The following is a 13,098-nucleotide window of genomic DNA, read 5'->3' as shown; positions in this document are numbered from 1 at the left end:
GTTTCGTGGTGCGGGTGACCGCCGAGACTGCGGGTCACGGCGAGTCGGTGCCGGCGAGTGTCGCCGGATCACCGGTGTAGGCCAGAGGGTCGGCCCGGACGAAGGCGCCGGCGGCCGGGGAGGCGGCACCGCCCACATACAGCGCCCGGTAAGGGGAGTAGGGGTGGGACGGGTCGGCGCCCTCGGCCAGTGCGGTGAGCCGGAAGGGAGCGCCCTGCTGCGGAACGCGCTGGACGACCGGCTCCTTCGCACCCGGCACCACGACACGCAGAAGGAACGAGTACCGGCAGTCCTGGCGGCGTGTCCTGACGTACAGGCTGAGCGTCTCCGTCTCCCCGGGGGCCAGAACGACGGACTTCCCGGCGAAGTAGTCCTGTCCCTCGGCGTCCGCGGCGAAGGGGGCCTGCGCGTCCAGGTCGAAGGACAGACTGATGTTCTTGTCCTCACCCGAGCCGCCCACCGGGGCGTAGAAGAGGGTTCCGCCGCCCGCCGGGTCCCGGCAGTCGCGCTTCTCGACGTCGATGCGCGTGATCCGTACGGCTTCGGCCGCCGTACCGCTGAGGGTGACGTTGACGCGGGCGTCCTCTGCCTGGGCTCCCCGGTTCCGGTCGAGCCAGGACGAGAAGGTCTTGGCCTCCGCGTCGCCGCCCCCGCGCCAGAACTGGTCGTGATTGATCTGGTCGAGCTGGGCCGGCGTCAGGTCGAGAGGGAGCGGCAGGACGAAGCTCGCGGCCTGGCCGGAGGTGACGACGTCGTCGACGGAGACCGGGTCGCCCGCCGGCTCGTCGGAGGACAGCGCCCACCAGGTCACCAGCCCGGCCGCCCCCAGAAGCAGCACCGAGACGGCGGCGACCGTGGCCCTGCGGGAGACCGGCCAGGGACGCGGTGAGCCGTGCCGCCGTGGAGCAACACCCTCGGCCTCTTCCGGCGCGGCACCGGCTGACGACGCGGCGGGCTGCGGTGTCCGGACCGGCCCCGGCTGCGGTTCCCGAACCGGCTCCGGCCGTGGCCCCGGGCCGTCGTGAGCCGTGGCTTCCGCGGCCGGAAGACGAACTCCGGCCTCGGCGTCGATCCGCTCCACGTGGTCGTACAACGTGTGCTGGAACAGCTTCAGCAGGCTCGTCTTGCGTTCCCTGACGGTACGCTGCGTCAGCTTCGTCCCCGGGTCCGGGTCCAGCCACTCGCCGGCGATGCCCTGTCGTACGTCCCGGTTGCCGCTGGAGCCGGAAATCCGCTGCCCCGGCGGCTGGTCGGGTCTCCACGTGACCAGGCCGAACAGGGCGCCCACGGCCAAGGTGTTGCAGACCTCTTCGCTGCGCCGCAGGTCGTCATAGGCGCTCTGCGCCTCCCGGACGACGTCCTTCAGAAGGCTGTAGAAGGCGCGGGCACGGTTCAGGGGCGTGTCCGCCGCCGGCACGAGGGCCGGGGGCAGCAGCGTGAGCAGGTGCGGGCAGCACTCGATGATGGGTCTCGTCGCCCGCTCGTCGGCCAGACGCGTCAGTTCTTCCAGATGTTCCGAACCGTGGTCGATGGACGACAAGGTCCCCCCCGTTCGCCGTGCCCGGACCTGCCGGGAGGTTAGCGCAGTCGGTGGGACGCAGCACCGCTTATGCGGTGAAGTGCCGCCAACCTCCTGCCGGCCCGCTTCCGGTCCGGCCGCACGAGTCCCGTTGTCGCAGGTGGGCGGGGGTTCCAGAATTCTTCCGCCTGGTCTCCGGTCAACCGGTCGGCACAGCCGCAGTGTTGTCGCCAGGGAGGTGCACGAGGCACCGTCCCGGGGATCGAGCGGGACATCGGAGGAGCTCATGCGGCACTGGGAGTACCTGGAAGCGGCGGCGCCCGTCGCCGTCGGATACGCGCTGGGACGTCTGCACCAGTGGTCGCGGGTGTGGCGCGGCACACCGCTGCGGCGCCGGCTGGAGAAGGCGGTGGACGCCTTCCGCAGGCCGGAGTAGCCGGTGGCATTCGAGGCGGGCGGTCGGAGCGAAGCGGTCGACGGAGCGGCCGGGCCGGGCCTGCCGCTCCGGCCGCTCAGCCGCCCGCGCGCTCCCAGCCCCGTCGGTCCGGGCGCGGCCCCAGTTGTCCGGGGTCGCGCGACCGGTACACCACGTACGGCCGGAACAGGTACTGCAGCGGGGCGCTGAACATGTGCACCAGGCGGGTGTAGGGCACCAGCGCGATCAGCACCATCCCGATCACCGCGTGCACGTGGTAGAGCACCGGCACCCCCTCCATCAGCCCCGTCTTCGGGTGCAGCGTGAACAGGCTGCGCGCCCAGGGGGCGATCGTGGCGCGGTAGTCGTAGCCGTTGCCGGAGGTGTCGGAGAGCTTGGCGACCATGCCGAGCACGATGGCGCCGAGCAGGAAGACGTACATCACCTTGTCGTTGGCCGTGGTGGCGCGGAAGACCGGTGCGTTGGTGCGGCGGCGGTAGACCAGCAGGGCGATCCCGGCGACCGTCAGGACCCCGGCGAGGGTGCCGCCGTACAGCGAGAACAGGTGGTACGCGTGCTCGTCGACGCCGACCGCCGCGGTCCACGACGCCGGGACGAACAGACCGATCAGGTGGCCGACGAGCACGAAGAGGATGCCGTAGTGGAACACGGGTGAGGCGATGTTCAGCAGCTTCGACTCGTAGACCTGGGAGGAGCGGGTGGTCCAGCCGAAGCGGTCGTAGCGGTGCCGCCACACCAGGCCGGCGACGAGCAGGACGAACGCGGCGTAGGGCAGGACACCCCAGAGGAAGACGGTCATCGGCGTGCTCCGGTCGGTGCGGGCGGCAGGGTGGCGCACACGGCGTCCAGGACACACGCGTACGGCGTGCCGGCGGCGGTGAGCCGGGAGCGGAGCTCGGCGAGGGCGTCGCGGTGCTCGACCAGCAGGCCCATGTCGCCGGTGCGCGACGTGAACTCCAGGACGGCCGGCAGGAAGTCGGGCAGCTCCTCGCCGGTGAACTCCAGGCCGTGGGCGCGGTACAGCTCCTTGAAGCGGACCAGCGACATGCCGCGCCGCCGGGTGTCGCCGTCGCTCCACCAGCTCAGGTACAGGCTGTGCCGGTTCTTGAAGTCGAAGACCTCCACGTAGTGCGCCTGGAGTGCGCCCTGCGGTGTCACCGCCGCGTGGTCGGTGAACTCCCGCAGCTGCGGCGCGGCCTCGCGCAGCAGGGGCAGCCGGGCGCGGAAGTCGTCGTCGGGGTAGGTCAGGCAGAGCGCCGCCGCCTGGTACAGGACCTCGAAGCCGGGCATCACACCTCCCTCTCGTCGTCCGCGGTCTGCCGCCGGCGCAGGACGTGGAAGTTCTCCACCGGCACCAACGGCAGCCGCCTGCGTCCCGAGTCCTGGCCGAAGGGGCCGTCGCCGCCCATGCCGGGGCCGCCGTCGACGTCCAGGCTGCAGGTGTCCGGCAGCGCGGACTCCTCCAGCCGCCGGGCGTCCCCGACGGCGGCCGTGGGGATGACGTACCGCTCCTCGTACTTGGCGATCGCCAGCAGCCGGTACATGTCCTCGATGTCGGCCGGCGTCATGCCGGCGGCGGCCGCGACCGACGGGTCGGTGTCCTCGCCGAGGTTGACCGCCCGCATGTGGGAGCGCATCGCGGCCAGCTTCTCCAGACTGGCCCGCACCGGGGCGACGTCGCCCGCGGTGAACAGCTCCGCCAGGTACTCCAGCGGGATGCGCAGCGTGTCGATCGCGCCGAACAGGTTGTCCGCGTCCTCGCCGTCGTGCCCGGTCTCCGTCAGCGCGTCCACCACAGGTGACAGCGGCGGGATGTACCAGACCATCGGCAGGGTGCGGAACTCGGGATGCAGCGGGAGCGCCACCCGGTACCTGCTGACCAGCGCGTGCACGGGGGAGCGCCGGGCCGCCTCCAGCCAGTCGTGCGGGATCCCCGCGGCCTCCGCCGCCCGCCGCACCGCGGGGTCCCCGGGATCGAGGAAGACCCCCAACTGGGCCTCGTACAGGTCGCGTTCGTTCGGTGTGGACGCCGCCTCGGTCACCTTGTCGGCGTCGTACAGCACGACCCCGAGGTACCGCAGGCGTCCCACGCAGGTCTCCGAGCAGACCGTCGGCAGGCCCACCTCGATGCGCGGGTAGCACAGCGTGCACTTCTCCGCCTTGCCGGTGCGGTGGTTGAAGTACACCTTCTTGTACGGGCACCCCGTCACGCACATCCGCCAGCCCCGGCAGCGGTCCTGGTCGACCAGGACGACACCGTCCTCCGAACGCTTGTACATCGCCCCGGACGGGCAGGACGCCACGCAGGACGGGTTGAGGCAGTGCTCGCAGATCCGCGGCAGGTAGAACATGAAGGTCTGCTCGTAGGCGAAGCGCACCTTGTCCGAGGCCTCCCGGCGGGTGCGCTCCACCATCGGGTCCAGGTCGCCCCAGGCGGGGGCGCCGCCCAGGTTGTCGTCCCAGTTGGACGACCAGCCGATCTTCATCGGCTTGCCGTCGAGCTGCGAGACGGGCCGCGCCACCGGGTAGTCGTCGCCGAGCGGGGCGTCGGTGAGGTTCTTGTAGTCGTACGTCCAGGGCTCGTAGTAGTCCTTGATCTCGGGCAGCCGGGGGTTGGAGAAGATGCCGGCGAGCTTCTTCAGCCGCCCGCCCGCCTTCAGCCGCAGCGCGCCCCGCCGGTTCAGCTCCCAGCCGCCCCGCCACTTCTCCTGGTCCTCGTAGCGACGGGGGTAGCCCTGCCCCGGGCGGGTCTCGACGTTGTTGAACCAGACGTACTCCATGCCCCGCCGGTTGGTCCACGCCTGTTTGCAGGTGACCGAGCAGGTGTGGCAGCCGATGCACTTGTCGAGGTTCATGACCATCGCGATCTGGGCCATCGGGCGCATCAGTACTCGACCTCCTGGGTGCGGCGGCGGATCACCGTCACCTCGTCGCGCTGGTTGCCCGTCGGCCCCAGGTAGTTGAACGCCCACGACAACTGGGCGTAGCCGCCGACGAGATGGGTCGGCTTGAGCAGCAGGCGGGTGAGCGAGTTGTGGATGCCGCCGCGCTTCCCGGTCGTCTCGGTGAGCGGCACGTTGACCGTGCGTTCCTGCGCGTGGTGCATGTAGACCGTGCCGGGCGGCATGCGGTGCGAGACGATCGCGCGGGCCACGACCACGCCGTTGCGGTTGACCGCCTCGATCCAGTCGTCGTCGGACACGCCGATCGCGTCCGCGTCCTCGGGCGCCATCCAGATGGTCTGCCCGCCCCGGGACAGCGCCAGCATGAACAGGTTGTCCTGGTACTCGGAGTGGATGGACCACTTGTTGTGCGGCGTGAGGTAGCGGACCGTCACCTCGCGGTGCCCGTCCGGGCCGAGCCGCGGCTCACCGAACAGCCTGTTCATGTCCAGCGGCGGCCGGTACACCGGCAGGGCCTCGCCCAGCTCGTGCATCCAGTCGTGGTCGAGGAAGAAGTGCTGCCGGCCGGTGAGGGTGTGCCAGGGCTTGAGGTGCTCGGTGTTCAGGGTGAACGCGGTGTACCGCCGCCCGCCGGCCTCGCTGCCCGACCACTCCGGCGAGGTGATCACCGGCACGGGCGCCGCCTGGGTGTCCGCGTAGGTGATCCGCTTGCCCTCGTGCTCGGCGGCCAGGTGGGCCATCTCCTGCCCGGTCTTCGCCTCCAGGGTGCGGAAACCCTGCGTGGCGAGGCGGCCGTTGGTGGTGCCGGACAGGGCGAGAATGGTGTTGGCGGCCTTCACCGCGGTGTCCAGCGCGGGACGCCCGTCGGCCGGGCCGCCGCGCACCGCGCCGTTCGTCCGCCGCAGCAGCTCGACCTCCTCGTCCGGCTTCAGGGTGATGCCCTTGGCGGGCAGCCCCTTGGTCTCCACCAGCGGCCCCAGCGCCGCGAACTTGGCGCCGATCGCCGTGTAGTCCCGCTCCACGACGGTCAGGTTCGGCAGCGTGCTGCCCGGCACCGGCTCGCACTCCCCGCGCTTCCAGTCCCGTACGACCCCGCCGGGCTGGGCGATCTCGCCCGGGGTGTCGTGCTGGAGCGGCGCGGCCACCAGGTCCCTGCGGACGCCGAGGTGTCCGGCGGCCAGCTCGCTCAGCTTCTCGGCGAGCGCCTTGAACGTGTCGAAGTCGGTGCGCGCCTGCCACGGCGGGTCCACGGCCGGCGAGAAGGCGTGCACGTAGGGGTGCATGTCGGTGCTGGACAGGTCGTGCTTCTCGTACCAGGTCGCCGCGGGCAGCACCACGTCGGACAGCAGCGTGGAGGAGGTGTGCCGGAAGTCCAGCGACAGCAGCAGGTCGACCTTCCCCTCGGGCGCCTCCTCGTGCCACACCACGTCCCGGGGCCGCTCGTCCGGCGCCGCCTCCTCGGCACGCAGCGAGGAGTGGGTGCCCAGCAGGTGCTTGGTGAAGTACTCGGCGCCCTTCGCCGACGATCCCAGCAGGTTGGCCCGCCACAGCGTCACGATCCGCGGCCAGTTCTCCGGGGCGTCCGGGTCCTCGCACGCGAACCTCAGCGTTCCGGCGCGCAGCTCGGCCACGGCGTTCGCCACCGGGTCGCCGGGGGTCTCGCCCAGCTCCAGCGGGTTGCGGTCGAACGTCGGGTACGACGGCATCCACCCCGCGCGCGCCGACAGCGCCAGGCAGTCCGCGGCCGTCATCCCCGCGAGCCGCCCCTCACCGAGCGGCGAGGCCAGGACGTCCGCGCCGAACCGGTCGTAGCGGAACTGGTCGGTGTTCAGGTACCAGTACGCCGTGCCGATCATCTGACGCGGTGGCCGGCACCAGTCCGACGCGGCGGCCAGCGACGCCCAGCCGGTCACCGGGCGGCACTTCTCCTGGCCCACGTAGTGCGCCCAGCCGCCCCCGTTGCGGCCCTGGCAGCCGGTGAGCTGGAGCAGCGCGAGGAAGGCCCGGTAGATCGTCTCCGAGTGGAACCAGTGGTTGGTGCCCGCCCCCATCAGGATCATGCAGCGGCCCTCGGACCGCTCGGCGGTCCGCGCGAACTCGCGGGCGATCCGCACGCACGCCGCCGCCGGGACCGACGTGTGGGTCTGCTGCCAGGCGGGCGTGCCGGGCGCGTCCGCGTCCTCGTACGACGCCGGCCAGTCGCCCGGCAGCCCCGGGCGGGCCACGCCGTACTGCGCCAGCAGCAGGTCGAACACGGTCGTCACCAGCGGCCCGCCCGCCCCGCCCAGCCGGGTGGCGGGCACGCCCCGCCGGACCACGTCGCCGCGGCCCTGCCCGTGTGCGCCTCCCTCGGTGTCGAAGCGGGGGAGCAGCACCTCGACCTCCGCCGCCGCCTCGTGGCCGTGCAGACCGAGCCGGGGGCGCACGTCACCGAGGTCCAGGTTCCACCTGCCCCGGCCGCCCTCGTTCCAGCGGAAGCCCAGCGAGCCTGGCGGCACCACCGCGCGGCCCGTGACCTCGTCCAGCACGACCGTCTTCCACTCCGCGTCCTCACCCTCCTGCCCGAGGTCGGAGGCGCGCAGGAACTTCGCCGGCACGTACGCCCCGTCCCGCTCGGTCAGCGTCACCAGGAACGGCAGGTCGGTGAAGCGCCGCACGTAGTCGTCGAAGAAGGGCGTGACCCGGTCGACGAAGAACTCCTTGAGGATCACGTGCCCCATCGCCATCGCCAACGCCGCGTCGGTGCCCGGGTGCGGGTGCAGCCACTGGTCGGCGAACTTGGCGTTGTCGGCGTAGTCGGGTGCGACGACGACCACCTTCTGGCCCCGGTAGCGGGCCTCCGCCATCCAGTGCGCGTCGGGCGTGCGGGTCACCGGGACGTTGGTGCCCCACATGATCAGATACGCGGCGTCCCACCAGTCGCCCGACTCCGGCACGTCCGTCTGGTCGCCGAAGACCTGCGGGGAGGCCACCGGCAGGTCGGCGTACCAGTCGTAGAACGACAGCATCGGGGCGCCGATGAGGGAGTGGAAGCGGGCCCCGGCCGCGTGCGACACCATCGACATCGCCGGGATGGGGGAGAACCCGGCGATCCGGTCCGGCCCCTGGTGCCCGATGGTGTGGACGTGGGCCGCCGCGACCATCTCCACCGCGTCGTCCCAGCTCGCCCGGACCAGCCCGCCCTTGCCGCGCGCCCGCTGGTAGCGCCGCCGGCGCTCCGGGTCGCCCTGGATGTCGGCCCACGCGAGCACCGGGTCCCCGAGCCGGGCCCGGGCCTCGCGGTACATCTCCAGCAGCACCCCGCGCACGTACGGGTAGCGCACGCGCGTCGGCGAGTACGTGTACCAGGAGAACGCGGCGCCCCGGGGGCAGCCGCGCGGCTCGTACTCGGGGCGGTCCGGGCCGACCGACGGATAGTCCGTCGCCTGGGTCTCCCAGGTGATGATGCCGTCCTTGACGAACACGTTCCACCGGCAGGAGCCGGTGCAGTTCACGCCGTGCGTGGAGGTCACGACCTTGTCGTGGCTCCAGCGGTCCCGGTAGAAGGCGTCCGACTCCCGCCCGCCGACCAGCCCGATGCTGTGCAGGTCGGGGGCGGCGGTGCCGGGCCGGAAGAACCGGCCCGCGCGCAGCAGCGCCGCGCCCGGCTCGGTGGGCGGTGTCCGCGTGTCGGTCACGTGCGCTCCCTTGGCTCGCCTGGCTCCGAACCTAGGGGCCGCGGGGAACGCCCACCTGTCCGCGGGGCCCGTACGTGTCAGGGCGCGCGGCGACGGGACGGCTCAGGGCTTTCGCGCCACCCCCGCGTACACCGGGACGATGCCCTCCGTCTGGGCCGCCACGTCCTCGGGGTCGGGCCGCCATCCGGTCACGGGGATGACGCCGGGGCCCAGCAGCTCCAGGCCGTCGAAGAACCGGGCGAACTCGGCGAGCGGGCGCGGGTGGAACGGCGTGCCGCTGCGGGCGAACAGAGCGGCGGCCCGGCCGACCGCCTCCGGGTTCAGGTCGGGCGTGACCTGGGAGAGGATCAGGAAGCTGCCCGGCGCCAGGGCGTCGACGTACCGCTTGAGCAGGCCGTGCGCGTCGTCACCGTCCACCGCGTCCCCGAGGTAGTGCGTCAGCGCCACCAGCGACAGGGCGACGGGCCGCTCGAGGTCCAGGCACTCGCCGGCCAGCCGCAGGATGGTGTCCGGGTCCCGGACGTCCGCGTGGACGTACTCGGTGCTGCCCTCCGCCGAGCCGTGCAGCAGCGCCTCGGCGTGCCGGAGCACGATCGGGTCGTTGTCCGCATACACTACCCGCGCCTCGGGCGCCACGCCCTGCGCCACCTGGTGCAGGTTCGGCTCGGTGGGGATGCCCGTGCCGATGTCCAGGAACTGGCGGATCCCGGCCTCGGCGACGGTACGGACCGCCCGCTGCATGAACCGGCGGTTGGCACGCGCCCCGCGCACCGCCGTGTCGTCCACGGCCAGGATCTTCCGGGCCAGCTCCTCGTCCACGGGGTAGTTGTCCTTGCCGCCCAGCCACCAGTCGTAGACGCGGGCCGGGTGCGGCCGGCTGGTGTCGACGGTGGTGGAAGCGGCGTCGGGTCCGGTCATGCGGTGACTTCTCCCTCAGGGATGGTGGCGACGGGCGGCCGGGTCAGTAGTTCTCGCGGTACTCCCGCAGGATCTTCTCGGTGCGCTGGGTGGAGGCGGCGCGTGCCGTCATGTGGTCGAGGACCTCCAGGTGGGTGGAGACCTCCACGCGGGAGTCGAGGTACAGCGCGCCGGTCAGGTACTCGGTGAAGACCATGTCGGGCAGCTCCGGCTCGGCGAAGCGGAACAGGGTGAACGGGGCGTACGTCCCCGGGTGCGGACCGTCCGCGAACTCGGCGACCTGGAGGGTCACCCGGTCCCGGACGGCGAACTCCAGCAGCCGGTCGAGCTGTTCGCGCATCACCCGGCCCTGCATGCTCACCGGGCGCCGCAGCACCGTCTCGTCCATGATCACCCACAGGTGCGGCGGGTCCGGCCGGTCCAGCAGCCGCTGCCGCTCCATGCGCAGGGACACGTGCCGCTCGACGGCTTCCTGCCCCGCGGTCCCTATCGTCCCCGCGTCCAGGACCGCGCGCGCGTAGTCCTCGGTCTGCAGCAGGCCCGGGACGAAGTGCGGTTCGTAGGAGCGGACGATCCGTGCGGCGCCCTCCAGGCTCACGTACAGGCTGAACCAGTCCGGCAGGACGTCGGTGTAGCGCTGCCACCAGCCCGGCCGGTTGGCCTCCTCGGCCAGCGTGACGAACGCCGTGACCTCGTCCTCGGGCACACCGAACGCCGTCAACAGGATCTGGACGTACGGTATTTTCAGCGCGACCTCGGCCGTTTCCATGCGTCGCACGGTCGCCGGGGCCACCCGGAGCACCTTGGCGGCCTCCTCGCGCTTCAGGCCCGCCCGCTCCCGCAGTTCCTGGAGCCGCTTGCCCAGCACCACCTGGCCCACGGTGGGTGCCACCCGCCGCTCACTCACGCCACGCCTCCCCAACGCGCCCAAGTCCCCCCGCAGTCTGCCATGTTCCCCCGCCTGCCCCACAAGGGCGGAGGGGCGGTGGCCGCATTACCCCTCGGGTAATCGACCGTTTCCCGCCCGGACGGGATCGTGGAGACACACCGGGGGCCGGACCGGCGCACTCCGGCCCGGCCCCCGGTTCCCCGCAGCCTTGCCCGACCCGACGGAGGGTGACTCGCCATGTCCACGAACCAGCTCGTCGCACTCGCCCGCACCCTCGAACCGCGGCTGACGCTCCGCCGCTTCCTGGCCCTGGACGCGGCCGTGACCGGCGCCAACGCGCTCGCCTACCTCGCTCTGTCCGGGCCGCTGGGCCGCCTGCTCGGCGCCGGCTCCGGGCTGCTGCTCGGGCTCGGCGCGTTCCTCGCCGGGTACGCGGCGGCCGTGGGCCTGCTGGCCGCACGCCGGCGCCCGCCGGCCCTCGCGGTGCGGGCCGTCGTGGAGGCCAACCTGGCCTGGTCGGCGCTGAGCGTCGCCGCCCTGGCCCTCTGGCTCTCGCCCACCACGGCCGGCGCGGTGTGGACGGTGCTCCAGGCACTCGTCGTCACGGCGTTCGCACTGCTGCAGTACGCGGCACTGAAAGGACGTCAGGGAACGAGCGCCTGAAGGTACTTGACCGTCGCCGGGTCGGCCGGGAGCAGCGTCTCGATGGCCAGCTCGGCGACCGTCACGTCCATCGGCGTGTTGAAGGTGGAGATGGACGAGATGAACGACAGCGTCCGGCCCTCGTGCTCGATCCGCAACGGCAGCGCGAAGTACGGCACCGGCTCGTCCGGTTCCTCACCGCGGGCGCCGTCCAGCACCGGGTAGGCCGCCACCTCCTCGTACAGCGCCCGCAGGGTCGGTGAGCGGTCCAGGGCGATCTGCCGCTGCATCTGCTCCAGCAGGTGTCCGCGCCACTCGCGCAGGTTGCGGATGCGCGGCGCCAGGCCCTCGGGGTGCAGGGCCAGCCGCATCGCGTTCGGGCGGGGCACGAGCAGGTGCTCGGGAAGGCCGTCCATCAGCATCGCGATGCCCCGGTTGGCGGCCAGCACCTCGTACCGCGCGTCGACCACCAGTGCCGGATAGGGCTCGTATCCCCCGATCAGGCGCTCCATGCCCGCGCGCAGCGCGTCCAGCGCAGGATCGTCCAGTGGGGTCTCCGGGTAGTGCGGGGCGTAGCCGGCGGCCAGGAGCAGTGCGTTGCGCTCGCGCATGGGGACGTCGAGCCGGTCGGCGAGGCGCAGCACCATCTCCTCGCTCGGTCGGGAACGCCCCGTCTCGATGAAGCTGATGTGCCGCGCGGAGGAGTCGGCGCGCAGCGACAGTTCCAGCTGGCTGATCCGCCGCCGTTCCCGCCAGGCCCGCAGCAGCGGGCCCACGCCCTGGACGGTGGGGGTGGTACCGGACATGAGTGCGGTCATACGCGGAACGGTAGCCGACCGCCGGCCCGGCCCGTCCGGCGCTGCCGGCCGGGGCCGCGGCGGCCCCGCTGTGGCAGGCTGGAGAGGGAACCCGAGCCGTACGGCGCCGTGCCCGTACCCAGCAGACGAGGAGCGCAGCCCATGCCCGTGGAACCGCTGTCGCACAAGGAGATCGAGGAGCGGCTGGCCGAGCTGCCGGGCTGGTCCCTCGACGGGGACCGCCTCACCCGCGCCTACCGGCTCGGCTCGCACTTCGCGGCGACCGCCATGGTCGTGCACATCGCTCAGGTGCAGGAGGAGCTCGACCACCACTCCGACCTGACCCTCGGCTACAACACGGTGAGCCTGGCGGTCAGCACCCACAGCGCGGGCGGCGCCGTGACCGAGAAGGACGTCGAGCTCGCCCGCAGGGTGGAGGACCTGGCAGGGGGGCACGGGGCACACTGACGGTGTGCTCGACTACGACGAAGAAGCGGAACACTACGACGCCCTGCGCGGCGGCGAGCCCCGCGCCGAAGCCGCCGCCCGGGCCGTCCTGAGCCTCGTCCCCCCGCACGTCCGCGGCCTGCTCGACGTCGCCTGCGGCACCGGCATCGTCACCGGGCGGCTCGCGGCCGGACGGTCCGGCCTGCGCGTGACCGGCGCCGATCTCGCCCCCGCGATGGTGCGCCGGGCCGCCGCCCGGCTGCCCGGCGCCGTGGTGCTGGCCGACAGCCGCCGACTGCCCTTCCGCGACGGCGCGTTCGACGCCGTGAGCAGCGTGTGGCTGCTGCACCTGGTCCCCGGTGACGAGGCCGTGCGCACGGTCGTCGGCGAGTGCGCCCGCGTCCTGCGGCCCGGCGGGGTGTGGGTGACGACGGTCGACAAGGGCGCCGCGCACAACGTGGGCAGCGACATCGACGCCGTGCTCGCCGCCCGCCCGCCCAGCACGGCACGGGACGCCGCCGAGCGGGTCGAGGAGTACGCCCGCGCCCACGGCCTGACGCCGGCCGGCCGGGCCCGCTTCACCGGTCACGGCCAGGGCCGCAGCCCCCGCAGCACGGTGGCCGACCTGCGGCGCGGCTGGTTCGTCACGCTGCCGCCGGGCGGGGAGCTCGCCGAGCGCTTCGCCGCCCGGCTCGAGGCCCTGCCCGACCAGGAACGGCCCCGTCCCGACCCGGTGTTCACCGTGAGGGCGTTCGCGAAGCCGTAGCCGCCGGGCGGCAACCCCGGCGTCCCCGGTGGCGACCGAGAGGCGGAATCCATTCGTCCTCCAGGAGGTTCGTCCCGTGAGGCACCCCCGCACGCACCGCAGAC

12 protein-coding genes are annotated in these 13,098 nt (G+C 72.7%); 4 read left to right on the top strand and 8 right to left on the bottom strand.

Annotated elements, in window-relative coordinates; genetic code table 11:
- Window positions 1-34: 34 nt before the first annotated feature.
- Window positions 35-1,540: a hypothetical protein gene (locus tag ACGF3H_RS10035; RefSeq protein ID WP_362487995.1), complete on the bottom strand. Its 1,506-nt coding sequence runs from the start codon at window positions 1,538-1,540 to the stop codon at window positions 35-37.
- 265 nt (window positions 1,541-1,805) lie between these two features.
- Here ACGF3H_RS10035 and ACGF3H_RS10030 point away from each other — a divergent pair, with 265 nt between their 5' ends.
- The gene (locus tag ACGF3H_RS10030; protein ID WP_362487997.1) at window positions 1,806-1,955 is read left to right on the top strand and encodes a hypothetical protein; all 150 of its coding nucleotides are present in this window, start codon (window positions 1,806-1,808) and stop codon (window positions 1,953-1,955) included.
- A gap of 76 nt (window positions 1,956-2,031) precedes the next feature.
- Here ACGF3H_RS10030 and narI read toward each other — a convergent pair whose 3' ends face one another.
- The 6 genes from narI to ACGF3H_RS10000 form a co-directional block, all read right to left on the bottom strand.
- On the bottom strand, window positions 2,032-2,754 hold the full coding sequence (gene narI, locus ACGF3H_RS10025; RefSeq protein ID WP_362487999.1) for a respiratory nitrate reductase subunit gamma: 723 nt from the start codon (window positions 2,752-2,754) through the stop codon (window positions 2,032-2,034).
- Window positions 2,751-3,245: a nitrate reductase molybdenum cofactor assembly chaperone gene (gene narJ / locus ACGF3H_RS10020; RefSeq protein ID WP_362488001.1), complete on the bottom strand. Its 495-nt coding sequence runs from the start codon at window positions 3,243-3,245 to the stop codon at window positions 2,751-2,753. The genes narI and narJ overlap by 4 nt, the downstream gene beginning before the upstream one ends.
- Window positions 3,245-4,840 (bottom strand): nitrate reductase subunit beta, encoded by a 1,596-nt coding sequence (gene narH / locus ACGF3H_RS10015; protein WP_362488003.1) that lies wholly within the window; start codon window positions 4,838-4,840, stop codon window positions 3,245-3,247. The genes narJ and narH overlap by 1 nt, the downstream gene beginning before the upstream one ends.
- A complete protein-coding gene (locus ACGF3H_RS10010; RefSeq protein WP_362488005.1) occupies window positions 4,840-8,535 on the bottom strand; it encodes a nitrate reductase subunit alpha in 3,696 nt (1,231 codons plus the stop codon). The genes narH and ACGF3H_RS10010 overlap by 1 nt, the downstream gene beginning before the upstream one ends.
- A 102-nt stretch (window positions 8,536-8,637) precedes the next feature.
- On the bottom strand, window positions 8,638-9,453 hold the full coding sequence (locus ACGF3H_RS10005) for an SAM-dependent methyltransferase (protein WP_362488007.1): 816 nt from the start codon (window positions 9,451-9,453) through the stop codon (window positions 8,638-8,640).
- A 43-nt stretch (window positions 9,454-9,496) separates the two neighbouring features.
- The gene (locus tag ACGF3H_RS10000; protein WP_362488009.1) at window positions 9,497-10,360 is read right to left on the bottom strand and encodes a helix-turn-helix transcriptional regulator; all 864 of its coding nucleotides are present in this window, start codon (window positions 10,358-10,360) and stop codon (window positions 9,497-9,499) included.
- 219 nt (window positions 10,361-10,579) lie between these two features.
- On the opposite strand from ACGF3H_RS10000, the gene ACGF3H_RS09995 reads away from it, so the two are divergent.
- Window positions 10,580-11,005 (top strand): hypothetical protein, encoded by a 426-nt coding sequence (locus ACGF3H_RS09995; RefSeq protein WP_362488011.1) that lies wholly within the window; start codon window positions 10,580-10,582, stop codon window positions 11,003-11,005.
- Here the strand turns inward: ACGF3H_RS09995 and ACGF3H_RS09990 are convergent.
- Window positions 10,987-11,802 carry a helix-turn-helix transcriptional regulator gene (locus ACGF3H_RS09990; RefSeq protein ID WP_362488013.1) on the bottom strand — a complete coding sequence of 272 codons (816 nt, stop codon included), beginning with the start codon at window positions 11,800-11,802 and terminating at the stop codon, window positions 10,987-10,989. The two genes, ACGF3H_RS09995 and ACGF3H_RS09990, sit on opposite strands and share 19 nt — an antisense overlap.
- Window positions 11,803-11,943: 141 nt before the next feature.
- Between ACGF3H_RS09990 and ACGF3H_RS09985 the strand changes: the two genes are divergently transcribed.
- Together ACGF3H_RS09985 and ACGF3H_RS09980 are read left to right on the top strand one after the other, a co-directional pair.
- Window positions 11,944-12,249 (top strand): 4a-hydroxytetrahydrobiopterin dehydratase, encoded by a 306-nt coding sequence (locus tag ACGF3H_RS09985; protein WP_362488015.1) that lies wholly within the window; start codon window positions 11,944-11,946, stop codon window positions 12,247-12,249.
- A 4-nt stretch (window positions 12,250-12,253) separates the two neighbouring features.
- Window positions 12,254-12,994, top strand: a complete 741-nt coding sequence (locus ACGF3H_RS09980) for a class I SAM-dependent methyltransferase (RefSeq protein WP_362488017.1) — start codon at window positions 12,254-12,256, stop codon at window positions 12,992-12,994.
- Window positions 12,995-13,098: the final 104 nt, after the last annotated feature.

The organism is Streptomyces sp. NPDC048185 (assembly GCF_043202495.1).
Taxonomy (GTDB): domain Bacteria; phylum Actinomycetota; class Actinomycetes; order Streptomycetales; family Streptomycetaceae; genus Streptomyces.
This window is presented reverse-complemented; position numbering and strand designations above follow the sequence as displayed.

Bases quoted from the DNA above. Each gene is read 5' to 3' on its own strand.
- ACGF3H_RS10030 (WP_362487997.1), top strand. From the start codon at position 1,806: ATGCGGCACTGGGAGTACCTGGAAGCGGCGGCGCCCGTCGCCGTCGGA.
- narI (WP_362487999.1), bottom strand. From the start codon at position 2,754: ATGACCGTCTTCCTCTGGGGTGTCCTGCCCTACGCCGCGTTCGTCCTG.
- narJ (WP_362488001.1), bottom strand. From the start codon at position 3,245: ATGCCCGGCTTCGAGGTCCTGTACCAGGCGGCGGCGCTCTGCCTGACC.
- narH (WP_362488003.1), bottom strand. From the start codon at position 4,840: ATGCGCCCGATGGCCCAGATCGCGATGGTCATGAACCTCGACAAGTGC.
- ACGF3H_RS10005 (WP_362488007.1), bottom strand. From the start codon at position 9,453: ATGACCGGACCCGACGCCGCTTCCACCACCGTCGACACCAGCCGGCCG.
- ACGF3H_RS09995 (WP_362488011.1), top strand. From the start codon at position 10,580: ATGTCCACGAACCAGCTCGTCGCACTCGCCCGCACCCTCGAACCGCGG.
- ACGF3H_RS09990 (WP_362488013.1), bottom strand. From the start codon at position 11,802: ATGACCGCACTCATGTCCGGTACCACCCCCACCGTCCAGGGCGTGGGC.
- ACGF3H_RS09985 (WP_362488015.1), top strand. From the start codon at position 11,944: ATGCCCGTGGAACCGCTGTCGCACAAGGAGATCGAGGAGCGGCTGGCC.